Genomic DNA, 22,944 nt, shown 5'->3' with positions numbered 1-22,944 from the left:
GGAATAAATTCCGGGCCGTTCCGTTTTCATCAACTGACGTTTAGTGGTATTTTACCGTCTGCATCTTGCCACCTTCAAAGGTGATCTCGCGGTAGGAACCAGCGGCCTCGCCACCGTTTACAAGCTCAACAGCGGTTGCGCCGACATAGTCGATCTCGCCACCATCGGCCAAGATTTGCAGACCTTTGGCCAGCTCACCCGGATAGATTTTTTCGCCCGGAGCGTTGGCAACCATTTCCACTTTCGATGCATAGTCGCCCGGTTCGGCCGACCCAGCAGCTTGCATGGCCAACATGATCAGGGCAGCGGCGTCGTAGCTTTCGCCGGTATAGGGCGAGGTTACGTCGAACTTGTCACCCACCATTTCGGCGAAAGTTGCTGCGCCTGGGCTGTCGGTGCCCGGAACCTGACCGCTTGAGCCATCAATATCAGCGCCGAAGTTGGTTTCCAGGTTGGCACCGATCATGCCATCGGGGAAGTGGAAGGTGTCGAATGCACCTGTGTCCAGCGCACCGCGAACGATGCCTGCGCCACCTTGGTCCACATAGCCAGCAACGACCAGCAGATCACCACCGGCCGAGGCCAGCGCGCCAACTTCAGCGGTGTAGTCGGCTTTGCCGTCTTCGTGCGCGGCCACGATGGTCACTTCGCCACCTGCAGCTTCAAAGGCGGCTTTGAATGCATCAGCCATGCCCTTGCCGTAGTCGTTGTTGGTATAGGTTACAGCAACCGAGCCTACGCCTTTTTCCTTCAGGATCGACGACATGACTTCGGACTGACGTGCATCCGAGGGTGCGGTGCGGAAAAACAGGCCATTGTCTTCAGCAGACGACAGACCCGGAGAGGTCGCCGAGGGTGAAATCAGCACGATGCCGTTGGGCAGTGCGACGTTGGCCAGTACTGCGCCGGTGACACCCGAACAATCCGGACCCATCAGGCCTTTTACGCCATCCGAGGTGATCAGCTTTTCAGCTGCTGCGGTGGCAGCCGCGCTGTCTACGCAGGTCGAATCTGCGCGTACGGATTCAACAGATTTACCGCCGAGCAGCAGACCCGAATCCGACACTTCTTTCATTGCAAGCTCAGCGCCAGCCGCCATATGTGGGGTCAGGCTTTCAATCGGGCCGGTGTAACCAAGAATGGTACCCAGCTTGATTGCGTGATCATCTGCATGTGCGGCGCCAGCAACAAGAGCAGTTGCGGCGGTTGCCATCAGAAATCGTTTCATTGTTTTCTCCCTTTAGGTCTTTGTGGGCGTGAGCCTAGGCGCGAGCTTCGGAAAAGAAAAGGCCGAACCAAAGGAAATCGGCAAAAACCCACTGGCTTTACGGGTCGTCATTCTGTGGTCGTGCAAGGGCAAAGTAATCGCTGTCGCACCATTCACCATTGATCTTGATTGTCGCGCGCTCAGAATGCGTCAAACGAAAACCCAAACGCGCCAGCAGGTGTTTTGACGCGTCATTTCTTGGATCAATTTCGGCGGTGATTTCAGGTAGGGCAGGGTGTTTTTTCCAAGTGACCTGGATGATCGCGTTCAGCGCCTCCCACGCGAACCCACGCCGCCAGAAATCCGGGTGTATGATATAGCCAATCTCGGCGAGGCGCCAAAGCCCGGCTTTGCCAATCAGTTGCCCGCTATGCTCGATCACAAATTCTAAGCCAGTTTCTGCATGGGATGCGATCATGCCATCAAGAGTTTCCTGCGTTCTGGAAAGGCTCGTATGAGCAGGGTGGCTCCAATAGGCCATAGCCGCTTCTTGAGAGAATATGTGATGCAGCGCTTCTAGGTCATCCTCAACAGGAGGGCGCAATATCAAGCGTTCGGTCTTGATAATCACGCCGGTCTTGCACCGCGGCTCCCGCGTTCCCGATACGGCGTGGTATCATAATGCGAGCGATAGCATTTCGAGAAATGTGAGGGGCTGGAGAACCCGCAGGACAGGGCGACGTTAATCACGCTCATATCGGTTTGCATCAACAGGTTGCGCGCTTTTTGCAGGCGCAGTTCCATGTAATAGCGTTTGGGAGAACGATTAAGATAGCGACGGAACAAACGCTCCAACTGGCGAGTCGACATGCCGACCTCGGTCGCAAGAACGGACGGCGAAATCGGCTCTTCGATATTGGCTTCCATCTTACGGATAACGTCGCTGAGCTTGGGGTGGCGAACGCCAATGCGAGTCGGCACGGACAGGCGTTGGCTGTCACTTTCCGTACGGATGGTTGTGTAGATTTGCTGATCGGCAACCACATTGGCAACGTCTTCGCCCTGATCTTCAGCGATGATTTTCAGGATCAGGTCAATTGCGGCAGTCCCGCCAGCCGCTGTCATGACCTTACCATCAACTACAAAGACGCGCTTGGTCAGTTCAACCTCGTCGAACTCTTCCGCAAAACTGTCGTGGTTTTCCCAGTGAATGGTCGCACGCTTGTCGTTCAGCAACCCGGCCTTGGCCAAGATGTGAGCTGCCGTGCAAAGACCTGCCATACGAACCCCACGACGGGCTTCACGCCGCAACCAGTTCAGCAGTTTTGTGCTGCAGTTGCTTTGCACATCCACACCAGACACCAGAACCAGCGTATCGTCACGTCGTAGCTCTTCCAGCGGACCATCGGCCAGAAAGCTTGGCCCAGCGGAAGACTTAACTTCGCTACCGTCTTCGGTCAGAATTTTCCAGTCATACAGCTTCTGGCCGCTTGCCCGATTGGCAATGCGCAACGCGTCAACTGCGCCCGCAAAACTCAGCAGGGTAAATCCGTCAACCAGTACAAAAACAAACCGGCGTGTGGCCTGTTCGTTCTTATCTGTCAGATTGGTCATACGACTCACCCTTCGCGTTGTGGGTTCTATAAAGGTAACGACGAATTCAGCAGGTTTAAGACCTTACAGCAAGTCGCTTTTTTATCAATCCTACCGCACCAATAGGAATGCGACAAACGATGAGAGAATTACGTCACACAACATTGTTTGCACGCAGGCCTATGACGCGGTAGAAGGGGCCTTGCCCTGAAAAGAGGGCGAAGCACTATAGTTTACGGAGAAAAACCATGACGGAGTGGGACAAGTCGACCTGGCGCAATAAGCCAAGGGTACAGATGCCAGACTATACCGATCCGGCCGCACTGGCCGAGGTCGAGGCGCAGCTTGCAAAGTATCCACCGTTGGTTTTTGCCGGCGAAGCCATGCGCCTGCGTGAAGAGCTGGGCCGTGCATCGCGCGGTGAAGCATTCCTTTTGCAGGGCGGCGATTGTGCAGAGAGCTTTGCTGATTTCTCGGCTGACGGCATTCGTGACACGTTCAAAGTGATGCTGCAGATGGCCATGGTTCTGACCTTTGGTGCCAAAGTTCCGGTGATCAAGGTTGGCCGCATGGCGGGTCAGTTTGCCAAGCCGCGCTCGGCTCCGACCGAGACCGTGGATGGGCTGGAGTTGCCAAGCTACCGTGGTGACATCATCAACGAGCTGGATTTCACATCGGGCGCTCGGATCCCGGATCCGCAGAAAATGTTGCAGGCCTACACGCAATCTGCTGCCACGCTGAACCTTTTGCGCGCCTTTTCGACAGGTGGTTTGGCTGATGTTCATCAGGTTCACAAATGGACGTTGGACTTCACGGCGTCAGGTGAAGCCGAGAAATACCGCGCCATGGCCGAGCGTATTCAGGACAGCCTTGATTTCATGCAGTCCGCTGGTGTGACCGCCGATCGTATGCACAGCTTGCAAACGGTTGATTTCTACACCTCGCACGAAAGCCTTCTGCTTGAATATGAAGAGGCTCTGACTCGTTTGGATGTGACAACTGGCAAAACCGTTGCCGGCTCTGGTCACATGCTGTGGATCGGCGACCGCACCCGCCAACCTGACGGTGCGCATGTCGAGTTCCTGCGTGGCGTGATCAACCCGATTGGTTTGAAATGTGGCCCGACCACAACTGCGGAAGATCTGAAGGTTCTGCTTGAGAAGCTGAACCCGGAAAATGATCCTGGCCGCCTGACCCTGATCGCGCGCTTCGGAGCGGGCAGTGTTGCTGAACACCTGCCGCGTCTGATCAAGACCGTGCAGGAAGAAGGCGCCAATGTTGTTTGGTCCTGTGATCCGATGCATGGCAACACGATCAAATCGGCCTCGGGTTACAAAACCCGCCCGTTCGACAGCGTGTTGCGCGAAGTGCAGGAATTCTTCGGTGTTCATAAAGCCGAGGGCTCGGTCCCTGGTGGTGTGCATTTCGAGATGACCGGCTCGGACGTGACCGAATGCACCGGTGGGGTACGCGCTGTAACGGACGAGGATCTTTCGGATCGCTATCACACCGCATGCGATCCGCGCCTGAACGCCAGCCAGTCGCTGGAACTGGCCTTCCTTGTCGCGGAAGAGCTGTCATCCATGCGCAGTGGCAATACACTGGCAGCCAAAGCCAGCTAAGCCTAAAGCACAGTATAAAATGCAAAACGCCCCGGCCAAAACCGGGGCGTTTTCTTTGCCCACAGGGTGCAACGCCCAAGACATCAATAGGTTCCGCGCGTTTCGCCTCATTGTAGTGCCTCAACAATACGTCGAAACGCTTTAATCCGTTTTGATTAGCCTCAGGTGATGAACTTTCGCTTTACGTTGGCCCGTCACGATCTCTTGCGGCTCGCCAAGATCAAAGTGACGGCGCGCTTCTGCAAACTCGTGCAGCGTTTCGCCTTCAAACCGTTTCGGCTCGCGAAACACGTGACCGGACATGCCCCGCGGGCTCGTTCCAAGCCGCTGATCAACGTCCTTTTGATCCGAGCGCAGAGATTTCGAACCGGCGCGGTAATCTTTCTCAATCTGATCAAAGGCCGGAGCCGCGTCGTCATCGGCCACGATCGCTGTGACCTCGGCAGACCGGATATTAAATCTTTGCGGAGTACGGTCTAGATCACCTTCGACCTGCAAGGCCCCAAGTACACGCGTGATCAGGCCCGTTTCGTCTCGCAAAGGAAGCAAGATCATCTGTGCCTCTTGCCCTTTGCGAAAGGCGCGCCCTTCGGTGACCAGCGACAATGTGATCTGGGCCGGCATATCAAACAGGCTTTCAAGCGCGCGATGAAGCTCTTTTCGGGCTTCAGTAGTGAAGAAGGCCGAAATGGGCATCCCGCGCACCTCCATACCCAACACATCATTCATGTGTTGGCCGGCAAGCCGAATGCGCGCCAAACCCGGCGCGATCTTTTCAAGCATAAAGGCTTCGTGCAGCGCACCTGCCATGCCACGTGGATCTACCTCTTGCCGGGTTGGGCAGAGACGACCATTGCGTAGGCCATGCCAATAGGCTTCGACCAGTGCGATCGAATTGAACTTCTGGACCTGACGGGCAGACGACAGTGAAACAACATTGCCGTTCTGAAGATACTCGATTTTCATCTTTGGTTCCCGACGGTTTGGCCCCCGATTGGATGCTGTCTGATCCTTGTTCAATTGGTGACCGTTTGTTAACGAATAAATAGGTAATGCTTACCGATGTCTTAATATGTCACATTCAGATCGAATTTGGCGGAAAATCTTATCAAATGGTTAACCTAACATGATTTACTCGATGACCGGATACGCCAGCGCCACAGGTGAGCTTAACGGATTTACCTGGATTTGGGACTTGCGATCGGTCAATGCGCGCGGTTTGGACATTCGGCTTCGCCTGCCAGATGGGCTGGATGGCGTAGAAGATCAGCTGCGAAAATCTCTGAAACAAAATGTTGCGCGTGGGAATATCTCGGTCACGTTGCGCGTGTCCCATCCCGAAGATGACGGGCAATACGCGGTGAACCCGGAACGTCTGGCGCAGGCGATATCTCATCTGTCGTCAATTTCGGCCGAGGCCGAGATGCGCGGGCTTCCGGTGGCCCAAGTGTCTGCGGCAGACATCGCGCAACTACGTGGCGTTATCGAAGTGCGCGCAGCAAATGCAGACAGCCGCGCCCCCCTGATCGTAGCGCTTAAGGAACAAATCCCCAGTTTGGTTGACGCCTTCAAAGCCTCGCGTCTTGAAGAAGGCCGGTCTTTGGCGACGATCCTGTCGGGGCAGGTCGACACGGTTGAAACACTGGTCGAGAAAGCCGAAGGGTTGCTGGATGCCCGGTCGCAGGCGCAAGCGGATGGTCTTCGCGACGCGATGGCCCGCATCATCGATGCCACGGAAGGGGCCGACCCTGACCGCATTGCGCAGGAACTCGCCTTGATCGCCGTGAAGACCGATGTGCGCGAGGAGCTGGACCGCCTAAAGGCCCATGTCATCGCCGCGCGGTCCCACCTGAACGCCGGAGAGCCCGCTGGCCGAAAGCTCGATTTCCTCATGCAAGAGTTCAATCGCGAGGCCAACACCTTGTGTTCAAAGGCACAATTTAACGAACTGACCAGTGTGGGGCTTGACCTGAAGCACGTGATTGATCAGATGCGCGAACAAGTTCAGAACGTGGAGTGACCCCATGAACGCCCCTGACACCAAACGACGCGGCCTTCTTATCATCCTGTCGTCCCCCTCGGGTGCTGGCAAATCAACCTTGGCCAAACGGTTGATGGAGTGGGACCCGACGCTCAGCTTCTCGGTTTCGGCCACCACCCGTGCGCCGCGTGAGGGTGAAAAGGACGGTGAACACTATCACTTCGTGGATGAAAGCCGCTTTCGCGAAATGGTCATTCAAGGCGAAATGCTGGAGCACGCTCACGTCTTCGGCAACTTCTATGGATCGCCCGCAGAACCCGTGCGCAAAGCCATCGAAAGCGGCAAGGATGTTCTGTTTGATGTGGACTGGCAGGGCGAGGTGCAGATCCGCAATTCGTCCATGGCCTCGCATTCTTTATCGATTTTCATCCTGCCGCCCTCAATCGACGAGTTGCGATCGCGCCTGGAAGGGCGTGGGCAGGACAGCGATGACGTGATCCAGAAGCGCATGCAGAAAAGCTGGGACGAGATCAGCCACTGGGGCAGCTACGATTACGTGTTGGTCAACGACGATCTGGAAGAAACGGCGCAGAAGCTGATCACCATCGTCGAGGCCACGCGCCAGCGCCGCAATCAGCAGCCAACCCTGCTGGAGCATGTCCGCAAACTGCAATCCGAGTTCGAAGAGGGAAGCGCATGATCTATGAGTTGGACGGGATCGCCCCCGAGATTGCCGAGGATGTCTTTGTTGCTGCTGATGCCAATGTCATCGGACGGGTGAAAATTGGAGCCAAAGCCTCGGTCTGGTTCGGGACAACGATTCGTGGTGACAACGAACAAATCTCCATCGGAGCGGGCACGAATGTGCAAGAAAACAGCGTCTTTCACACCGATCTGGGCTTCCCGCTGACCATCGGCGCGAATGTGACCGTCGGCCATAAGGTTCTGCTGCATGGCTGCACCATCGGAGACAACACTCTGATCGGCATGAACGCCACTGTGATGAACGGCGCGGTGATCGGCAAAAACTGCCTGATCGGGGCAGGGGCCTTGGTGACGGAAGGCAAGGTGATCCCCGATGGGGCGATGGTGCTTGGTGCTCCGGGCAAAGTGGTGCGCGAGCTGGATGACGCGGCGATCGAAGGGATCGAGGCGTCCGCGGTACACTATCAGCAGAACGCGGCGCGGTTTTTGACGGGGTTAAAATCCGCGAATGGGGGGTGCTGCTGACATGGCCTTCCCGGTGAAGCGCATCGTTATCACCGGAGCCAATGGAAGTGGAAAAACTCACTTTGCCGCCCGATTGTCAGACTCCATACCCGCTGCCCAGCTTGTGTCGTTTGATGCGATCAAGCTAACAGAAAGCTGGAAGCAAAAATCCAAAGTCGACATCCAGCGCGCGCTTGCGGCAATAGTTGCCGATGATAGTTGGATCATAGAAGGTGGGCCGTCCCTGCTTGAGCAAACCGTTAATCGGACAGATTTAGTCATTTGGCTTGATCCACCATTTTGGCGACGTGCTGTGCGGTTGCTGATCAGACCATGGAAGCATCGCGGCCATACACGCCCAGAACTTCCGGACGGAAACATCGACTGGCCAGTACAGCAGTACCGTTTTGCGTTTCAAAGTCTGTGGCGATCCAAAGCATTCCATCAGAAAATCTCGGCGGCGTTAAAAAACTGTCCATCTGAGAAATTAGTGGTGTGCAAGAATACCGTTGATCTTGATAGGGTTGTGCAGCGAGTCAATGAGGCCGAATAGTAAGGGCCACCCAATCGGGCGGCCCTTCGTCATTTCGTCAGCAATCGCTTACGCGACGGCTTCTTTGGCCTCTTTCAGCCACGCCAGAACGGTTTCCGGCGCGCTTTCACCATAGGGGTCTTCGCCATGGTTGTCTTCGCGGCCGGGCTCTTCGAACCATGCTTCAACAACACCGTCATTGATGACAGCAGCATAGCGCCACGAGCGGGCGCCGAAGCCGATGTTGGATTTGTCGACCAGCATGCCCATCAGGCGGGTAAACTCGCCAGCGCCATCAGGGATAACTTTCACGTTTTCCAGTTCCTGGTTGCGGGCCCAGGCGTTCATGACGAAGCTGTCGTTTACGGACATGCAGTAGATCTCGTCGATGCCTTCGGCGGCAAAATCGGCAGCGCCGTTCTCATAACCGGGCAGTTGATAGGTCGAGCAGGTTGGGGTGAACGCGCCGGGCAGCGAGAACAGAACAACACGCTTTCCTTTGAAGTAATCGTCCGAGGTCATGTCCTGCCAGCGGAAGGGGTTCGGGCCTTCGATGCTTTCATCACGTACACGGGTGTGGAAGGTGATGTTGGGGACGGTTACGCCTGCTTTCATTGGGAAATTCCTTTACAGTTTAGACGCGTGGCTGGGAATCGCTGCGCGCGTTGATGTAACGATTAGAACGATTCCAAAAGGTGCTCAACGGCGATTTACTGCAGTGCGGCATTTTCGTTCGACAATGGCTTGCGCTATGCATCGGTTGCATATCTGGAAACCAAGGTTTCAAGGTGACTTGGGGGCAGGAGGCACTTATATAGGTCAGAACCACTGGCCCGGAGGAAAGCCATGCGTGATCTGAAAATTCCTGAAAGCCGCCATCCCGAGAAGGCGCATCGCAAGGACAACGCTCAGCCCAAAAAACCCAGCTGGATTCGCGTGAAAGCGCCCGGCGGGAAGGGCTATGCGGAAACGCACAAGATCATGCGCGAAAACAACCTTGTCACCGTGTGCGAAGAAGCAGGCTGTCCCAACGCGGGCGAATGCTGGAGCCAAGGTCACGCCACCATGATGATCATGGGTGAGATCTGTACCCGTGGCTGTACCTTCTGCAACGTGGCCACCGGCAAGCCAGATGATCTGGACGCGTTCGAACCCGGTCGCGTGGCGCACGCTGTTAAGAAACTGGGTCTGAACCACGTCGTGATCACGTCCGTGGACCGAGACGACTTGAAAGACGGTGGGGCAGAGCACTTTGCCCAGACGATCCGCGCCGTTCGTCACCAGTCGCCAGACACCACGATTGAAATCCTGACTCCAGACTTCCTGAAATGCAAAAACAGCGTGCTGGAAACCGTCGTTGAGGCGCGTCCTGACGTGTTCAACCACAACCTCGAGACCGTACCGGGCCTTTATCCGGAAGTGCGCCCCGGCGCGCGGTATTTCCATTCATTGCGCCTGCTCCAGCGCGTGAAAGAGCTGGATCCGTCCATGTTCACTAAGTCAGGTATCATGGTTGGGCTGGGTGAAGATCGTCAATCCGTGATGCAGATCATGGATGACATGCGCGCAGCTGACATCGATTTCCTGACCATTGGCCAGTATCTGCAGCCCACACCGAAACACCATGCGGTAGAACGGTTCGTCCATCCGGACGAGTTCAAAGATTACGAGACTGCTGCCTATGGCAAGGGCTTCCTGATGGTGTCTGCGACGCCGCTGACACGGTCGTCGTACCATGCTGGTGACGATTTCGAACGCCTGCGCAAAGCGCGTGAAGAAAGCCTTGCAAAGGCTTGATGCTAATAAAGTTTAGGCTTTCTCAAGCGCTCGATTTCCATCCATTCGGGCGCGCCTATGAAGTATTCATAGGCGAAAAGTGCCAAACAGATCGCAATCACAATCAGACCGAATACTACCCGTTTGGCTGAAGGCGGATTGCGCGCCCATTTTGACATGCGCAAAAGCCAATGCAGGTTCATAACCTAGCTCTCGGAATCTTGGGTGTCTAGAAACCGCACTTTGCCAATATGGGGCAGGTTGCGATTGCGTTGGGCATAGTCGATGCCATAGCCGACGACAAACTCATCTGGAATTTCAAAACCGGTCCAATCGGCCTTCACATCCACTTCTCGCCGTGTGGGTTTATCAAGAAGAGCAATTGTTCGCAGTTTGCTTGGGCCTTTTGCCTTCAGCAGCTTAACCACGTGTTGAAGGGTGAAACCAGTATCAATGATGTCCTCAACGACAAGAACGTCACGCCCGGCAATTTCCCCTCGTAAGTCCTTGAGAATACGCACTTCTCGGCTGCTTTCGGTTGAGTCTCCGTAAGAGGACGCTTCCAGAAAATCGACTTCGACAGGCAGGTCCAATTCACGTACAACATCGGCGATGAAGACGAACGAACCCCTTAGTAACCCAACGACAACCAACTTGTCGGTACCATCAAATTCATCGTGAATCTCTTTGGATAGCTCTTCAACCCTAGCCGCAATTTGCTTGGCGGATATAAGCGTATCAATGACATATGGTCGCTGAACCATGAAGCCCCCCTTGATTTTCACTCGTATTCCTAAGACATGTGCAACGATCTTAGAAGGGGAAACGCCTGAAAATGCCTACACATGGCGAAAAACGTGTGATGCCGTACACGCCGCAGCAGATGTATGATCTTGTTGCGGATGTCGGTCGCTATCCAGAGTTCCTGCCGTGGAACTCAGCAGCGCGGGTGCGCCGGACGGCTCCCATGGATGATGGGCGTGTGATGATGGAGGCGGATCTTGTGATCAGCTTCAAGGTGTTTCGCGAGCGGTTTACCAGTCGTGTAACGCTGGATCAGGACGCGCGGCGTATTGATACCGAATATCTGGACGGTCCGTTTAAATATCTGAAATCGTTCTGGATCTTTAAAGATCACCCGCAAGGGTGTGAGGTCGAGTTCTACGTCGATTTCGAGTTCAAAAGCCCGATGTTGCAGAAGGTTATTGGCCTTGTGTTCAACGAGGCGATGCATCGTATCGTTGCCGCTTTCGAAAAACGTGCGGCTGTGCTTTATCCAAGCTGATCAGGTGATCAAAACCAGAACCAAAGCGACAAGGGCGGGCAGGGCCTGCACGTAGAATATCCTCTTAGACGCTGTAACCGCCCCGAAGATACCAGCCACAGCCACACACCCAAGAAAAAACACTGCGACGTTCTGTGACCAGCTTGGGTCTTGGATGATCACCGACCAGAGTAAGCCCGCAGCTAGAAACCCGTTATACAGACCTTGATTGGCCGCCATAGCTTTTGTCGGCGCGAACAGGTCGCGTGGAAACTGGCGAAAGATCTTGGGTCCTCGGCTTTCCCAGGCAAACATTTCGAACCACAGGATATAGCAATGGAAGGCGGCGATCAGAAGGATCAGAAGGATTGTGATAAGGCTCATGACGGGTCCTTCTTGGCCAATGGATGATGCGTGAACACAAGTTCGCGCAAACGTTCCTCAAGAACATGCGTGTAGATTTCGGTTGTGGCAAGGTCAGCATGTCCAAGCAGAGCCTGAATTGACCGAAGATCAGCCCCGTTGGCCAGAAGGTGCGTTGCGAAGGCGTGGCGAAGCCTGTGGGGGGTAACGTCGCTTGGCGAAACGCCTGCTTTGACCGCGATTTGTTTGATGATGCCGTAAAACCGGTGTCGTGTTAGATGGCCGACGGAACTGCCGGAAGGAAATAGGAAGAGAGAGGGTTTCGCCCCCTTTTCCAGACGTGCGGCCTCTTCATCCGCATCCCGGTGCTCCAACCAGTCTGAAAGCGCAATACGCGCCTCGTTTGATAAAGGCACAAGCCGATCCTTGTCGCCTTTGCCACGGATCAGCAGCAGTTGCGGCTCCCCGCGCGCCGCGGACACAGGCAGGGACACAAGTTCGCTGACGCGCATACCCGTTGCATAAAGAAGCTCCATCATACACGTGTTGCGAAGCTGTTCGGCGTCGCTTCGCCCAACCTCGCGTGCGGCACCAAGAAGGGCTTCGACCTGCGCTTCTGTCAGAGTTTTCGGAAGTGATTTTGCCTGTCCGGGACCGCGTATCTTCAGCGCCGGATTGTCGTCACGCCAGCCTTCTTCATAGGCAAATCGAAACAGCTGTTTAATGGAAGACAAGCGCCGGGCCCGCGTCGAAGCCGCCAAGCCCTGCGCGTCACAGTCAATCAGATAGCTTTCAATGTCCTCACGGGACAGCGTTTCAAATCGGGGGGCGCGCGTCTCCAGAAATTCTGAGAACGCTTTCAAATCCCGCCCATAGGCCATGCGCGTGTTATCCGATGCCCCAAGTTCTGCCGCCTGAGCATCCAGAAAGCTTGAGATCCACCGCGCGTGATCTGCGTTCATCCGCGCCTCTCGAGGATAAGAAACTCAAGCGCGGCCTGTCGTGCGGCGCGTTCCAGCCCGATTTGACGGAAAAAGGCCAGCGCATCTGCGATTTCATCCAAGTTGCCGTTCGTGCCGGATTCATACAGTGAAATGGCGCGTAGAATGGCTTCGCCCATGCGATCGCTCTCCATCAATGACTTCAGACGGACAGGCGCGCTGGTTGCGTTTAGACCTTCCAGTACTGCGCGCGATTCTTCGTTATAGGCCAGAATCCCTTGGGTGTTTCCAAGTGCAATGGAGGTCAGAACGGGTTCTTTCCGGTCCCCGGGGCGAACAGCCCAAGAGGCCGCAAATTCCTCGCTGCTGTCAGACAGAAGTCCAAGGGATAATGCGGCGCTGCGTGCTTTCGGACCGGAAGGGGTTTTCGCAATCAACCGGTCGCCAAAGAGCCGCGCAACGGGCACCTCAAGCGACGCGTCTTCCAGCCGTGGCCAAAGGGATGTCAATGCCGCTGACAGGGCCGCGTCGTTCCCGCTGGACAGGCTTTGTTCCAAACGCCGTACAGAATGCATGCGCTCCCAGATGCCACCGGAGGCAGAGGGTCGACGTTCGGTGTACAGGCCAAGAAGCTGGTTGGGCGTTGCGGAGCCAACACGGGCCAACCGTTCGGCAGCCTCAGCGCGCGCTTTCCATCCGATATTTGCGCGCATATCTGCCTGCGCAAAGGCCAAGGGAAGGTTGGTTGTCGGAATATGCTCCCCAATCGCTTCGAACATGCGATAGGTCAGGGGGGTCATGTTTTCTGGGCGACGGGGCGGGTCTTCGCCCTCGAACAATTCCGGATCAAGAAAACGCGCCAAAAGCGCATCTTCGAAATCGTTGATATATCCCAAGGCCCGCCCGGTCTCGAGCGTAAGAACAGCTGCTTCCCATTCGCCAGATCGCGCAAGACAAAACACCCGCGCTGGAAAGGTAGGGCTTAGGTCTGGAGAGTTTTTCAGAACCTCGCAAAAGCGATCTTCGGTCCCAAGAAGAAGGGCCGTGTCAAATCCCCTGCGGAAGACACGCGCATTTACGTTCCCCGCTCGGTCAAGAAGCGCTTCGGCTTGATCCAAAGCACCAATGGCAAGAAGCCGGTCCACGCGCGCCATGAACAGCCGGTCATCTCCGGTGCGCGCGCCTTTGGGTGGGTTGAGTTCAGCCAGCAAAAGCGTGTTCAAAAGTTCTTGGGTCGAGGGATACAGCTGCAATGGCATGCTGGAGATGCGGCGGGCCAAATCATTCGGACGCGATTGCCCCCACAGATCACTGGCAAGGCCTGTGGTTGAGCTGGACAGCAGCCCCACAGAATCCAATATCGGCGTTTCTAGAAGGCTCATGGTGACCTGCGCGACCGATGCACCGGTGGCGGTCTCGGGTTCGTTCGGGTCGGGGGGAAGCACCGCGCTGTCCATTGAAGGCGGTGGAAGGGCCACGCTGTCAGACAGCCAGCCAATTGCCGACATCGGGGCTGACCCCGGCGCGGTTTGCGCCTGGGCTGCGCCCATCATCGCGGCACATGTCGCGCATATCAACGCGACTTTGGGGAACCCCTTAGCCGCCATTCAACGTCACAGTGGTACTTTGGGGCGCGCTGGGGGGCGACATATCGCCCAAATAGGCATAGCCCGACAGCCCTATCACACCTAAAATCGAAAGGAATAACAATAGCTTGATCAAGCGGATCAGCATGGTGGGTCACCTATTTTTCTGCCTCGGTCTTCGTTTTGCTGATTTTATATATGGTATTTTCCCCAAGATCACGCCATTCAGGAAAGAAATCTGGTTTTGGGCAAGTGGGCGCCGCTTTGGCATTCAAGGTAAAAAAATCCATCGTCATGGTCGGCATGATGGGGGCGGGAAAAACCGCGGTCGGACAGGCTTTAGCCGCCCGATTGAGCGTGCCTTTTCTGGACAGCGATGAAGAGATCGTGCGTGCGGCCAACATGACAATCGCCGAGATTTTCGAGCGGGATGGAGAACAGTTTTTCCGTGACCGCGAGACTGAAGTAATTGGACGGCTTTTGGATGGGGAATGTGCCATCCTTTCGACCGGTGGCGGGGCCTTCATGGCTGACCGCAATCGCGAAATGATCAGCGAGCGTGGCGTGTCAGTTCTTCTGCGTGCTGATATTGAGCTATTGTGGAACAGAGTAAGACACAAGGACACGCGTCCGTTACTGCGCACCCGAGATCCCAAAGCCACGCTGCGTGAAATCTACGACGTGCGTGTACCTGTGTACGAGAAAGCTGATTTGGCTGTGGATGCGCACCCGGATTATTCGATTGCGCAGATGACGGATGCTGTAATTGACGTTTTGAGAACGCGACCTGATGTGCTTGAGGAGACCACTGGATGACCACAGTTCATGTGCCCTTGGGGGATCGCGCCTATGATGTCCGCATCGGCTCGGGTCTGATCGCGCGGGCAGGAGAGGAAATCGCTCCGTTTTTGACGCGGCCCAAGGTTTGGATCGTGACTGAAGAGACTGTCGCGGGTCTGCATCTGGACGCGCTGAAGGACGGCTTGGCGGCGGCAGGCATCTCGGCAGAGGCTTTGGTTCTTCCGCCGGGCGAAGCCACCAAAAGCTGGCCCTATTTGATGCAAACCGTTGAGTGGCTGCTCGATCAGAAAGTTGAACGCAAAGACGTTGTTCTGGCCTTTGGTGGTGGTGTCATTGGGGATCTTGTTGGCTTTGCAGCCGCAATTCTGCGCCGTGGAGTGCGCTTTGTTCAGCTGCCAACATCGCTTTTGGCGCAGGTGGACAGTTCGGTTGGTGGCAAAACCGGGATCAATGCACCGCACGGGAAGAACTTGATCGGAGCCTTTCATCAGCCGTCTTTGGTTCTGGCTGATATTGACGTACTTGGCACACTTCAGCCCCGTGATTTCCTTGCCGGGTATGGCGAGGTCATCAAATATGGCGGTTTGGGCGACGCAGAGTTCTTCGACTGGCTGGAAGTAAACGGACCCGCCTTGGCCGCAGGTGATCTTGAACTGCGGGGCGAAGCTGTCCGTCGTTCCGTTCAGATGAAAGCCGACATTGTGGTGCGCGATGAGACCGAACAGGGTGATCGCGCGCTTTTAAATCTGGGTCACACCTTCGGTCATGCGCTTGAAGCTGCCACAGGGTATTCCGACCGGCTTTTGCATGGTGAAGGCGTTGCCATCGGGTGTGCGTTGGCGTTTGAGACCTCGGCACGGCTGGGGTTGATGAGCCAGGAAAGCCCATCACGGTTTCGGGCGCATCTGGCCGCCATGGGAATGAAAAAAGACATTACCGACATTCCGGGCGATCTGCCGGATGCGGACGGGCTGATTCAGCTAATGGCGCAGGACAAGAAGGTCGTTCAGGGCAAACTGCGCTTCATTTTGGCCCGCTCGATCGGAGATGCATTTGTTGCAGATGACGTGGATATGGGCGTAGTCAATGACGTCCTAACCGAGGCATTGCCGGACCAGTAAGGTTTGCATGTCGTTAGCGACGCGCGTTGGCGATCACCATCAATTCACCCACATTCTCGCGGGTGATGTAGCCCAAAAGATGACCCTCGCTATCTACAACCGCCACCGTTGGGTTCGAACCCATCCGTTCCAGTACCAATTCAAGCCCGTCCGTCAGCTCTGCGCTCGGAACAGATTGCATCACGCTGTCCACCCGAGTGTTCGGAGCGCCCTCGGCCATAGCGTGAAACAGGGCCTCACGTGTAAGAAAACCGGCCAGATGACCCTCTACGTCCAGCACCGGAAACTCGTGTTGCGTGGTTCGAATTAGGGTGGATGCCGCAAGACTGATTGGATCGTCAGGGCGCAGGCTTTCGTATTCCGTGATCATGGCATCACGTGCCATCAATTTGCGTGCAACGTCACGCATGGCAACATCAGCACTTTCTCCGCCTGCTGCGATGAAGATGAAACCAGCGATCAGAACCAGCATAAGGTTTCCCGACATCAGCCCGGTTAAGGCCATTAGGAAAGCTACGAACTGTCCCGCAGCGGCGGCAATGCGCGTTGCTTTGATCCGGTCGGTAAACAACGACAACACCGCGCGCAGAACCCGGCCGCCATCCATCGGGAAGGCTGGGATCATGTTGAACACGGCCAGGATCAGGTTCAGCGTAGCCAATTGTGCGGGCAGGGTGGACGGCGTGATGGCCATTCCGGTCAACTGGTCAGGCTCAGTCGGCGCACCAAACAGCACCGTCAATACCACCCAAATGACGATATTCACCGCAGGACCGGCCAGAGCCACCAAGATTTCTTGCCCTGGTTTTTCGGGCATACGTTCCAAACGCGCCAGCCCTCCGATCGGCAGAAGCGTTACGTCGGGTGTACGAATGCCAAAACGGCGCGCCATCAGGGCGTGCCCGAACTCATGCGCCACGACACATGCAAAAAGTAAAAGGATGAAGACGATGGTCCAGAGTGCTGCCTCGGGGCCTTTTTCAGACCATGTGGAGGCGCCGATAAAGGCCAGCAGCAGGAAAAACGTTACATGGACGCGCAGCTGCGAGCCAAAGAGGCGCCCGATAGGAAATGACCATGACATCGCGCGCCTCCTTATTTATTCGTGTGTCTTAGAACGGGATTTCGTCGTCGAAACCACCGCCGCCGCCCGCTGGGGCAGGGCCGCTGTCGCCGCCGTAACCGCCTTGGCTGCCGCCGCTTGGACCACCGTAGCCTCCGCCACCTTGTCCGCCACCGCCTTGGCCGCCGCTGCGTCCGTCCAGCATGGTCAACGTACCGTTGAAGCCTTGCAGAACAACTTCGGTCGAATAGCGGTCATTGCCGGATTGATCTTGCCATTTGCGGGTCTGCAGCTGGCCTTCCACATAGACCTTCGATCCTTTGCGCAGGTATTGCTCACACACGCGAACAAGCCCTTCCGAGAAGACGGACACAGTGTGCCATTCCGTCTTTTCACGGCGTTCGCCCGTGTTGCGATCTTTCCAGGTTTCCGACGTTGCAATGCGCAGGTTGCACACTTTACCACCGTTCTGGAAGGTCCGTACTTCGGGATCTGCACCCAGATTTCCAATAAGCATGACCTTGTTAAGCGAACCTGCCATCCTGCGTCCTTTCGATTCTCAATTGGGCCATATGGTTACACCATATAGGGCCGAGGGGAACGGGATTTATGCAGGTTTGCCCGTGGAATGCGCGCAGTTTTGCGCTTATCTTTTATCCGTACTTCCCACGGCAGCTCGTTCGCACTATATTATGTAGGTATTCAATCTGGGGGCGGGATGTTGCGCCAAAGAGTATTTATGATTGCCGGGCTGAGTGTTGCTGTCAGCCTAGGTTTTGAGGCACCTAAAAACATTGCACATGCCGAGAGCCTGTTTGGCAGCTCGGGTGGAAGAAGTGCGTTCACTGCACAGACGAGCGTCTTGGACTCGCGTGCAGCGCAGCAATACTCGAACTCAACCCGTTTGATGCCCAAGCCTCCGTCGACGCCGGCAAGCTATGGCATTCCCAACTATTCGGGAAAGTACAAAGGCCAGTATCTGCCGATCGCAAAATCTATGGCGCGTAAGCATGGTATCCCCGAGGATCTGTTCCTGCGCCTTGTGCAGCAGGAAAGCGGATGGAACCCACGTGCTAAAAGCCATGCGGGTGCCATTGGACTTGCACAGTTGATGCCATTTACTGCACGTACGCTTGGTGTTGATCCTTGGAACCCGACGCAAAACCTTGAAGGTGGTGCGCGGTATCTGCGGCAACAGTATAATCGTTTTCGGTCATGGCGCCTTGCGCTTGCAGCCTATAATGCCGGGCCTGAGGCCGTCGCCAAATACAATGGCGTTCCGCCCTACAAGGAAACACGCGGTTACGTGAAAGCCATTTTGGGCGGTTAATCCTGCCCAGGCACCGCGCGACCTTCTGGACCAGAATAGGACCGTTCAACCTTCGCCACGCGCAGGTGGTAATGCGCATAGAAGCGCGATTGTCCCAGTTTCTGCGCCATCAGGTGATCGGTGTCAGCTTTCCATGCCGCTATGGATGCTTCGTCTTTCCAGTATGACACAGTGATGCCAACCCCAAAGGCATCTCGCGTGCTTTCAATCCCCAAATACCCGTCCTGTTTTTGAGCCAACTCGAGGGTTTTATCGGCCATATGTTCATAACCCATTGGTGAAGGGCCCAATTGGTTGGTGAAGATCACTGCGTAATAAGGTGGTTCGGGAAGGGGGGCGAAACGATCGGGATCAAATGACATGGGCGCATCCTTTTTCAGATACGCCCATATTTAGATCATATTTGTTCCGGCGTCAGCCAGCGACATCAAACGTTCGAAAGCTCTTTCTTGTGAAGCCATTCAGCATGTTTGGGCGCGCGCTTGGTTTTGGACCATTCATTCAGCATGTCCCATTTTACTTCGTCCATGCGCTTCAGCATTGCTTCTTCTTCGGGGTCTGGACATGCCAGTTCAACCCGGTGTCCGTTGGGGTCAAAGAAGTAGATCGAGTGGAAGATAGAATGGTCTGTCACACCCAGAACCTCAACACCATTGGCTTCCAAATGTTCCTTGAATTCAATTAGTTCCGCGCGGTCTTTGACCTTGAAGGCGATGTGCTGAACCCAGATTGGAGTGTTCGGGTCGCGGCCCATTTCAGGCTTGGTTGGAAGTTCAAAGAAGGCCAGAACGTTTGCGTTTCCGGCATCTAGGAACACATGCATATAGGGGTCTGGCTCATGTGTAGAGGGCACGTGGTTCTCTGCAATGGCAAGGATGAAATCCATGTTCAACATCTTGCCATACCATTCGACGGTTTCCTTGGCGTCTTTACAGCGATACGCGACGTGGTGAATCTGTTCAATTTTCATGGGCGTCCTCCTTTAGCGAAAGGATATACGCCAGATTCATTTCATATGCAACGAATATAGTAAACAAGTTCAAATTCAGGGTGGGGGATCCAACCTAACCTTGTTTTCGGAAGGCGGACGGAGTTTGGCCGGTTTGCTTTTGGAAGGCCCGAGTGAAATAGGCGGCCGAGGCAAATCCAAGCGACGCAGCAATGTCTTTGATGGGAACTCGTGTCTCTGTCAGCAGGCGGCGTGCTTCGTATGTGACGCGATCTTGTAGGATTGCCGAAGCAGGGCGCCCGCAGGCATTGTTGCAAACGCGGCTAAGATGCGTTGGCGTGATCCCAAGGTCAGCCGCATAGTCACGAACTGTTTTAGGGCTGTGAAAGTCTTGCTCGACAAGCGCAGTATATGCGTTGACCAAGCGTTGGCCGGATTTAAGCTCTCGATCTTCTTCGTCAATCTGTTCAAGCTGACGATCCAACCAGACAGAAATCAGACCTGCATGACACATCATGGCGCGCGAGGCTCGCGAGGTCTCTTTTCCCACTTCGCGTTGAAGATCGTCGACAAGCTTTCCAAGCTCGATCTGTTTGTCCGCTTCGCGCAGGCGCAGATGAACCGGGTCTTGCGGCAGGCCAAGCTGTTCTTCGCTTCCTTGCGGGAAAACGATGATCGTGCCTGCAACTTGCGTAGACATTTCAAACCCGTGCATCGTTCCTGCGGGCAGGAAAATGCAGTTGTGGGGTCCATAACCAGATGTCACGCCGTTTACCGTGATCCGACCTTGTCCGCGGGTGAACCACAAAAGCACGGGTGCTCCGTAGGATCGCATCGCCTCGGTTCGCCAGCGCCCACCAACACCTAAACGGGCCAATGGCAGGACGCGAAACGGTGATTTCGGTAGGAAAGCATCAGTCATAACACAACAATCGCAGCAGCCAGTAATAATTCTTACTGTCCAATCGCTAGCTTACTCTGTTCGACCTGTCTCATTTTTTTTGGCAGACTATACCTTATCCACAGGATGATCCACAGGATTAACGCAAAAGCTGTGGATAAGTCTGATATGCGATTCGTGAAGCCGAATCGAAATCGCCAAAATTGCTATGGAAGCTCAGGAATTCACGCCCAAGGGAATCACATTCCAATCCTTCATACGTTTGCGAAACCACGTGCGCTGGCGTTTGGCATATTGCTGACTGGCGATAATCGCAGCGCTGCGGGCCTCGTCCAAAGTGATCTCACCTTTCAGATGGGCGATCAGTTCAGGCGCGCCAATCGCTTTTGAGGAAGGCGCCTTAGGATCCCAACTTTGAAGGTTCCGTTGCGCTTCTTCCAACGCGCCCGCGTCCAACATCATGTCAAAACGCCGCTCAATCCGATCGCGCAGCCAATCACGATCTGCATCCAGGTGGATCGGAAATGCATCTGACAGAGGGAGAAGGGGAGGAGGCGTCTCATCTTGCCAACTTGCAAGGCTGCGCCCTGTTGTGTGCTGAACTTCCCATGCGCGCGCGACACGGGCGGGGTTGCGAATATCGATGCGAGAGAGTGTTTCCGGGTCCAAGTCCGCCAGCAAAGCAGAAAGACCACCTTCGGCTAAACGCGCCTCGCCTTCGCGTCGAATGACAGGCGGTGTCAGCGGTATATCGGCCAATCCTTCCGTCAAAGACGTCAGGTTCAGGCCAGTACCCCCTACGATGATGGGACGTTGCGGGCCAGACAGCAGGGGCGCAATTTCGCGCAACCAGTGCCCGACCGAGTAGTCTTGGTGACCCGGAATATGCCCGTAAAGACGATGTGGCGCGCGGGCTTCCTCTTCCGCTGATGGGCGCGCTGTGACGATGCGCCAGTTCTCAAAGACCTGAAGGGCGTCGGCGTTCACAATCACACCGCCGGATTGCTCGGCAATGGCCAAAGCCAGCGCGGATTTCCCTGACGCTGTGGCCCCTGCAATCAGGACCGGTTGATCCGGTCCGACTTGTCTTGCCAGCCGTTCAAGTGATCCCTGCGTTTTCGACACGAATTCCCGTCCTCATTTTTTATGAGCGATAGGTGGATCGCTCATTGAACATTCCGCCCTAATCGGTCAAATTGCCGCGCAACACAATCACGACAATCAGAGAGTGGCAACAGATGACTGATCAGGCCCAGACGACGGCAGAGGGTGATACCCCGCAGCCGACCTATAAACGTGTCATGTTGAAAATCTCGGGCGAGGCCCTGATGGGGGATCAGGGATTTGGCCTGAACCCACCAACGGTCGAGCGTATCGCGCGCGAAGTTAAATCGGTCCACGATATGGGGGTCGAGATCTGCATGGTGATCGGCGGGGGCAACATTTTCCGCGGGCTTCAGGGCTCGGCGCAGGGGATGGAGCGGACCACGGCGGACTATATGGGGATGCTTGCCACAGTTATGAACGCTCTGGCCATGCAATCGGCGCTGGAAGGTCTGGGTGTTTATACGCGCGTGATCTCGGCTATCCCGATGGACCAGGTGTGTGAGCCGTATATTCGCCGTCGCGCCGTGCGCCACCTTGAGAAAAAGCGTGTGTGTATTTTCGCAGCCGGAACTGGCAACCCGTATTTCACAACGGATACAGCCGCGACCTTGCGCGCCAACGAAATGGCCTGCGAAGCGATCTTTAAAGGCACCAAGGTTGATGGCGTTTATGACAAAGACCCCGTTAAAAACGACGACGCCGTGCGTTATGACACCGTGTCTTACGACGATGTTCTGGCCAAACGCCTTGGGGTGATGGACGCTTCGGCAATTGCGCTGGCCCGTGACAACAACCTGCCGATCATCGTGTTTTCATTGGATGAACCAGGCGGGTTCCGTGGAATTCTGGACGGCCAGGGAACATACACTCGGGTTGGCGGGTAACTGCACACGCGGGGCGGAATTTCGCCCAGAAATTCTTCTTTGCCACTGTCAGTAGAACCTGACCTATACAATTAGGGGGCGGTGGCGTTATACCGGGCGAAACACGCTCGTTAATAAGAGCTTGAAAGACGAAGGGATGACCTAGGGATGGCTGACGAAGAGTTTGAACTGGATATTGATGATCTGGAACGTCGGATGGAAGGCGCTATTGGAGCACTCAGAACTGAATTCGCATCCTTGCGTACTGGGCGTGCATCGGCCGCAATGCTGGATCCGATCACCGTTGAGGCCTATGGGCAGCGCACGCCGCTGAACCAAGTTGGGACAGTCAACGTGCCAGAACCGCGTATGGTTACGGTGAATGTTTGGGACAAAAGCATGGTTCAGGCCGTTGAAAAGGCCATTCGTGAAAGCGGTCTGGGAATTAACCCGCAGCTGAACGGTACAATCATCATGCTGCCAATCCCGGAATTGAACGAAGAACGCCGTCGTGAATTGACTCGCGTCGCTGCGCAATATGCCGAACACGCGCGCGTAGCCGTGCGTAACGTCCGTCAGGATGGCATGCAGCAGATTAAAAAGGCCAAGGACAGCATGTCGGAAGATGATGCGAAGATGTGGTCAGATGAAGTGCAGGAGCTTACCGACAAATTTGTAGCCAATGTCGATAAATCCTTGGAAACAAAACAAGAAGAGATCATGCAGGTTTAAACC

Annotated in this window: 28 protein-coding genes; 12 read left to right on the top strand and 16 right to left on the bottom strand. The window is 55.4% G+C overall.

Annotated features, from left to right (window positions below; translation table 11 throughout):
• Positions 1 to 40: 40 nt before the first annotated feature.
• From MWU55_RS14685 to MWU55_RS14675, 3 genes are all read right to left on the bottom strand, one after another.
• Entirely contained in the window at positions 41 to 1,228 is a 1,188-nt protein-coding gene (locus tag MWU55_RS14685) for an ABC transporter substrate-binding protein (RefSeq protein ID WP_246937305.1), read from the bottom strand.
• Positions 1,229 to 1,325: 97 nt separating this feature from the next.
• A complete protein-coding gene (locus MWU55_RS14680; protein ID WP_246937303.1) occupies positions 1,326 to 1,838 on the bottom strand; it encodes a GNAT family N-acetyltransferase in 513 nt (170 codons plus the stop codon).
• The gene (locus MWU55_RS14675; protein ID WP_246937301.1) at positions 1,835 to 2,821 is read right to left on the bottom strand and encodes a GlxA family transcriptional regulator; all 987 of its coding nucleotides are present in this window, start codon (positions 2,819 to 2,821) and stop codon (positions 1,835 to 1,837) included. Before MWU55_RS14675 ends, MWU55_RS14680 begins: the two co-directional genes overlap by 4 nt.
• A 227-nt stretch (positions 2,822 to 3,048) precedes the next feature.
• Between MWU55_RS14675 and MWU55_RS14670 the strand changes: the two genes are divergently transcribed.
• The gene (locus MWU55_RS14670) at positions 3,049 to 4,422 is read left to right on the top strand and encodes a 3-deoxy-7-phosphoheptulonate synthase class II (RefSeq protein ID WP_246937299.1); all 1,374 of its coding nucleotides are present in this window, start codon (positions 3,049 to 3,051) and stop codon (positions 4,420 to 4,422) included.
• A 141-nt stretch (positions 4,423 to 4,563) separates the two neighbouring features.
• Here MWU55_RS14670 and MWU55_RS14665 read toward each other — a convergent pair whose 3' ends face one another.
• The gene (locus tag MWU55_RS14665; protein ID WP_246937297.1) at positions 4,564 to 5,388 is read right to left on the bottom strand and encodes a PAS domain-containing protein; all 825 of its coding nucleotides are present in this window, start codon (positions 5,386 to 5,388) and stop codon (positions 4,564 to 4,566) included.
• A 172-nt stretch (positions 5,389 to 5,560) separates the two neighbouring features.
• On the opposite strand from MWU55_RS14665, the gene MWU55_RS14660 reads away from it, so the two are divergent.
• From MWU55_RS14660 to MWU55_RS14645, 4 genes are read left to right on the top strand one after another with little or no spacing between them, the layout of a single operon-like run.
• On the top strand, positions 5,561 to 6,442 hold the full coding sequence (locus MWU55_RS14660) for a YicC/YloC family endoribonuclease (RefSeq protein WP_246937295.1): 882 nt from the start codon (positions 5,561 to 5,563) through the stop codon (positions 6,440 to 6,442).
• 4 nt (positions 6,443 to 6,446) lie between these two features.
• A complete protein-coding gene (gmk, locus tag MWU55_RS14655; RefSeq protein ID WP_246937293.1) occupies positions 6,447 to 7,103 on the top strand; it encodes a guanylate kinase in 657 nt (218 codons plus the stop codon).
• Entirely contained in the window at positions 7,100 to 7,633 is a 534-nt protein-coding gene (locus tag MWU55_RS14650) for a gamma carbonic anhydrase family protein (protein ID WP_246937291.1), read from the top strand. Before gmk ends, MWU55_RS14650 begins: the two co-directional genes overlap by 4 nt.
• Position 7,634: 1 nt before the next feature.
• Positions 7,635 to 8,165 carry a DNA topology modulation protein FlaR gene (locus tag MWU55_RS14645; RefSeq protein WP_246937289.1) on the top strand — a complete coding sequence of 177 codons (531 nt, stop codon included), beginning with the start codon at positions 7,635 to 7,637 and terminating at the stop codon, positions 8,163 to 8,165.
• 48 nt (positions 8,166 to 8,213) lie between these two features.
• On the opposite strand, the gene MWU55_RS14640 is transcribed toward MWU55_RS14645, so the two are convergent.
• Positions 8,214 to 8,759, bottom strand: coding sequence for a peroxiredoxin (locus MWU55_RS14640; RefSeq protein ID WP_246937287.1), 546 nt, complete (start codon positions 8,757 to 8,759; stop codon positions 8,214 to 8,216).
• Positions 8,760 to 8,990: 231 nt separating this feature from the next.
• Here MWU55_RS14640 and lipA point away from each other — a divergent pair, with 231 nt between their 5' ends.
• The gene (lipA, locus tag MWU55_RS14635) at positions 8,991 to 9,941 is read left to right on the top strand and encodes a lipoyl synthase (RefSeq protein WP_246937285.1); all 951 of its coding nucleotides are present in this window, start codon (positions 8,991 to 8,993) and stop codon (positions 9,939 to 9,941) included.
• A 185-nt stretch (positions 9,942 to 10,126) separates the two neighbouring features.
• Here lipA and hpt read toward each other — a convergent pair whose 3' ends face one another.
• Positions 10,127 to 10,684 carry a hypoxanthine phosphoribosyltransferase gene (gene hpt / locus MWU55_RS14630; protein ID WP_246937283.1) on the bottom strand — a complete coding sequence of 186 codons (558 nt, stop codon included), beginning with the start codon at positions 10,682 to 10,684 and terminating at the stop codon, positions 10,127 to 10,129.
• Positions 10,685 to 10,755: 71 nt separating this feature from the next.
• On the opposite strand from hpt, the gene MWU55_RS14625 reads away from it, so the two are divergent.
• A complete protein-coding gene (locus tag MWU55_RS14625; RefSeq protein ID WP_246937281.1) occupies positions 10,756 to 11,205 on the top strand; it encodes a type II toxin-antitoxin system RatA family toxin in 450 nt (149 codons plus the stop codon).
• On the opposite strand, the gene MWU55_RS14620 is transcribed toward MWU55_RS14625, so the two are convergent.
• Genes MWU55_RS14620 through MWU55_RS14605 form a run of 4 tightly spaced genes read right to left on the bottom strand, consistent with a single transcriptional unit; the run spans position 11,206 to position 14,222 of the window.
• Complete coding sequence (locus MWU55_RS14620; protein WP_246937279.1) at positions 11,206 to 11,568, bottom strand: DUF1304 domain-containing protein; 363 nt, start codon at positions 11,566 to 11,568, stop codon at positions 11,206 to 11,208.
• Positions 11,565 to 12,509, bottom strand: coding sequence for a site-specific tyrosine recombinase XerD (locus MWU55_RS14615; protein ID WP_246937277.1), 945 nt, complete (start codon positions 12,507 to 12,509; stop codon positions 11,565 to 11,567). Before MWU55_RS14615 ends, MWU55_RS14620 begins: the two co-directional genes overlap by 4 nt.
• Positions 12,506 to 14,041 carry a hypothetical protein gene (locus MWU55_RS14610; protein WP_246937276.1) on the bottom strand — a complete coding sequence of 512 codons (1,536 nt, stop codon included), beginning with the start codon at positions 14,039 to 14,041 and terminating at the stop codon, positions 12,506 to 12,508. Before MWU55_RS14610 ends, MWU55_RS14615 begins: the two co-directional genes overlap by 4 nt.
• A gap of 43 nt (positions 14,042 to 14,084) precedes the next feature.
• The gene (locus MWU55_RS14605) at positions 14,085 to 14,222 is read right to left on the bottom strand and encodes a hypothetical protein (RefSeq protein WP_246937963.1); all 138 of its coding nucleotides are present in this window, start codon (positions 14,220 to 14,222) and stop codon (positions 14,085 to 14,087) included.
• Between the two features lie 116 nt (positions 14,223 to 14,338).
• On the opposite strand from MWU55_RS14605, the gene MWU55_RS14600 reads away from it, so the two are divergent.
• Together MWU55_RS14600 and aroB are read left to right on the top strand one after the other, a co-directional pair.
• Positions 14,339 to 14,890, top strand: a complete 552-nt coding sequence (locus MWU55_RS14600; protein WP_281501917.1) for a shikimate kinase — start codon at positions 14,339 to 14,341, stop codon at positions 14,888 to 14,890.
• On the top strand, positions 14,887 to 15,996 hold the full coding sequence (gene aroB, locus MWU55_RS14595; protein ID WP_246937274.1) for a 3-dehydroquinate synthase: 1,110 nt from the start codon (positions 14,887 to 14,889) through the stop codon (positions 15,994 to 15,996). Before MWU55_RS14600 ends, aroB begins: the two co-directional genes overlap by 4 nt.
• A gap of 13 nt (positions 15,997 to 16,009) precedes the next feature.
• Here aroB and MWU55_RS14590 read toward each other — a convergent pair whose 3' ends face one another.
• Positions 16,010 to 17,080 (bottom strand): site-2 protease family protein, encoded by a 1,071-nt coding sequence (locus MWU55_RS14590; RefSeq protein ID WP_246937272.1) that lies wholly within the window; start codon positions 17,078 to 17,080, stop codon positions 16,010 to 16,012.
• Between the two features lie 28 nt (positions 17,081 to 17,108).
• Positions 17,109 to 17,600: a single-stranded DNA-binding protein gene (gene ssb / locus MWU55_RS14585; RefSeq protein ID WP_246937270.1), complete on the bottom strand. Its 492-nt coding sequence runs from the start codon at positions 17,598 to 17,600 to the stop codon at positions 17,109 to 17,111.
• A gap of 198 nt (positions 17,601 to 17,798) precedes the next feature.
• On the opposite strand from ssb, the gene MWU55_RS14580 reads away from it, so the two are divergent.
• A complete protein-coding gene (locus tag MWU55_RS14580) occupies positions 17,799 to 18,389 on the top strand; it encodes a lytic transglycosylase domain-containing protein (protein WP_246937268.1) in 591 nt (196 codons plus the stop codon).
• Here the strand turns inward: MWU55_RS14580 and MWU55_RS14575 are convergent.
• The 4 genes from MWU55_RS14575 to miaA all read right to left on the bottom strand — a co-directional run bounded on the left by MWU55_RS14575 (position 18,386) and on the right by miaA (position 21,364).
• On the bottom strand, positions 18,386 to 18,751 hold the full coding sequence (locus tag MWU55_RS14575) for an antibiotic biosynthesis monooxygenase (protein WP_246937266.1): 366 nt from the start codon (positions 18,749 to 18,751) through the stop codon (positions 18,386 to 18,388). The genes MWU55_RS14580 and MWU55_RS14575 overlap by 4 nt on opposite strands.
• Positions 18,752 to 18,816: 65 nt before the next feature.
• Entirely contained in the window at positions 18,817 to 19,359 is a 543-nt protein-coding gene (locus MWU55_RS14570; RefSeq protein WP_246937263.1) for a VOC family protein, read from the bottom strand.
• Positions 19,360 to 19,453: 94 nt separating this feature from the next.
• Complete coding sequence (locus tag MWU55_RS14565) at positions 19,454 to 20,260, bottom strand: AraC family transcriptional regulator (RefSeq protein ID WP_246937261.1); 807 nt, start codon at positions 20,258 to 20,260, stop codon at positions 19,454 to 19,456.
• Between the two features lie 195 nt (positions 20,261 to 20,455).
• The gene (miaA, locus tag MWU55_RS14560) at positions 20,456 to 21,364 is read right to left on the bottom strand and encodes a tRNA (adenosine(37)-N6)-dimethylallyltransferase MiaA (RefSeq protein WP_246937259.1); all 909 of its coding nucleotides are present in this window, start codon (positions 21,362 to 21,364) and stop codon (positions 20,456 to 20,458) included.
• A gap of 113 nt (positions 21,365 to 21,477) precedes the next feature.
• Here miaA and pyrH point away from each other — a divergent pair, with 113 nt between their 5' ends.
• Together pyrH and frr are read left to right on the top strand one after the other, a co-directional pair.
• On the top strand, positions 21,478 to 22,230 hold the full coding sequence (gene pyrH / locus MWU55_RS14555; RefSeq protein ID WP_246937257.1) for a UMP kinase: 753 nt from the start codon (positions 21,478 to 21,480) through the stop codon (positions 22,228 to 22,230).
• 147 nt (positions 22,231 to 22,377) lie between these two features.
• Positions 22,378 to 22,941, top strand: a complete 564-nt coding sequence (gene frr, locus MWU55_RS14550; RefSeq protein ID WP_246937256.1) for a ribosome recycling factor — start codon at positions 22,378 to 22,380, stop codon at positions 22,939 to 22,941.
• Positions 22,942 to 22,944 lie beyond the last annotated feature (3 nt).

The organism is Aliiroseovarius sp. F20344 (assembly GCF_023016155.1).
Taxonomy (GTDB): Bacteria; Pseudomonadota; Alphaproteobacteria; order Rhodobacterales; family Rhodobacteraceae; genus Aliiroseovarius.
Note: the sequence above shows the minus strand (reverse complement) of the source record. Positions and strands in the feature narration are given on the sequence as shown.

Bases quoted from the DNA above. Each gene is read 5' to 3' on its own strand.
- gmk (WP_246937293.1), top strand. From the start codon at position 6,447: ATGAACGCCCCTGACACCAAACGACGCGGCCTTCTTATCATCCTGTCG.
- MWU55_RS14660 (WP_246937295.1), top strand. From the start codon at position 5,561: ATGACCGGATACGCCAGCGCCACAGGTGAGCTTAACGGATTTACCTGG.
- MWU55_RS14645 (WP_246937289.1), top strand. From the start codon at position 7,635: ATGGCCTTCCCGGTGAAGCGCATCGTTATCACCGGAGCCAATGGAAGT.
- MWU55_RS14625 (WP_246937281.1), top strand. From the start codon at position 10,756: ATGCCTACACATGGCGAAAAACGTGTGATGCCGTACACGCCGCAGCAG.
- MWU55_RS14610 (WP_246937276.1), bottom strand. From the start codon at position 14,041: ATGATGGGCGCAGCCCAGGCGCAAACCGCGCCGGGGTCAGCCCCGATG.
- MWU55_RS14590 (WP_246937272.1), bottom strand. From the start codon at position 17,080: ATGTCATGGTCATTTCCTATCGGGCGCCTCTTTGGCTCGCAGCTGCGC.
- lipA (WP_246937285.1), top strand. From the start codon at position 8,991: ATGCGTGATCTGAAAATTCCTGAAAGCCGCCATCCCGAGAAGGCGCAT.
- MWU55_RS14640 (WP_246937287.1), bottom strand. From the start codon at position 8,759: ATGAAAGCAGGCGTAACCGTCCCCAACATCACCTTCCACACCCGTGTA.
- MWU55_RS14665 (WP_246937297.1), bottom strand. From the start codon at position 5,388: ATGAAAATCGAGTATCTTCAGAACGGCAATGTTGTTTCACTGTCGTCT.
- MWU55_RS14570 (WP_246937263.1), bottom strand. From the start codon at position 19,359: ATGAAAATTGAACAGATTCACCACGTCGCGTATCGCTGTAAAGACGCC.
- MWU55_RS14605 (WP_246937963.1), bottom strand. From the start codon at position 14,222: ATGCTGATCCGCTTGATCAAGCTATTGTTATTCCTTTCGATTTTAGGT.
- hpt (WP_246937283.1), bottom strand. From the start codon at position 10,684: ATGGTTCAGCGACCATATGTCATTGATACGCTTATATCCGCCAAGCAA.
- MWU55_RS14615 (WP_246937277.1), bottom strand. From the start codon at position 12,509: ATGAACGCAGATCACGCGCGGTGGATCTCAAGCTTTCTGGATGCTCAG.
- MWU55_RS14580 (WP_246937268.1), top strand. From the start codon at position 17,799: ATGATTGCCGGGCTGAGTGTTGCTGTCAGCCTAGGTTTTGAGGCACCT.
- MWU55_RS14620 (WP_246937279.1), bottom strand. From the start codon at position 11,568: ATGAGCCTTATCACAATCCTTCTGATCCTTCTGATCGCCGCCTTCCAT.
- MWU55_RS14675 (WP_246937301.1), bottom strand. From the start codon at position 2,821: ATGACCAATCTGACAGATAAGAACGAACAGGCCACACGCCGGTTTGTT.
- MWU55_RS14565 (WP_246937261.1), bottom strand. From the start codon at position 20,260: ATGACTGATGCTTTCCTACCGAAATCACCGTTTCGCGTCCTGCCATTG.
- aroB (WP_246937274.1), top strand. From the start codon at position 14,887: ATGACCACAGTTCATGTGCCCTTGGGGGATCGCGCCTATGATGTCCGC.
- MWU55_RS14685 (WP_246937305.1), bottom strand. From the start codon at position 1,228: ATGAAACGATTTCTGATGGCAACCGCCGCAACTGCTCTTGTTGCTGGC.
- ssb (WP_246937270.1), bottom strand. From the start codon at position 17,600: ATGGCAGGTTCGCTTAACAAGGTCATGCTTATTGGAAATCTGGGTGCA.
- frr (WP_246937256.1), top strand. From the start codon at position 22,378: ATGGCTGACGAAGAGTTTGAACTGGATATTGATGATCTGGAACGTCGG.
- MWU55_RS14575 (WP_246937266.1), bottom strand. From the start codon at position 18,751: ATGTCATTTGATCCCGATCGTTTCGCCCCCCTTCCCGAACCACCTTAT.
- MWU55_RS14650 (WP_246937291.1), top strand. From the start codon at position 7,100: ATGATCTATGAGTTGGACGGGATCGCCCCCGAGATTGCCGAGGATGTC.
- pyrH (WP_246937257.1), top strand. From the start codon at position 21,478: ATGACTGATCAGGCCCAGACGACGGCAGAGGGTGATACCCCGCAGCCG.
- MWU55_RS14670 (WP_246937299.1), top strand. From the start codon at position 3,049: ATGACGGAGTGGGACAAGTCGACCTGGCGCAATAAGCCAAGGGTACAG.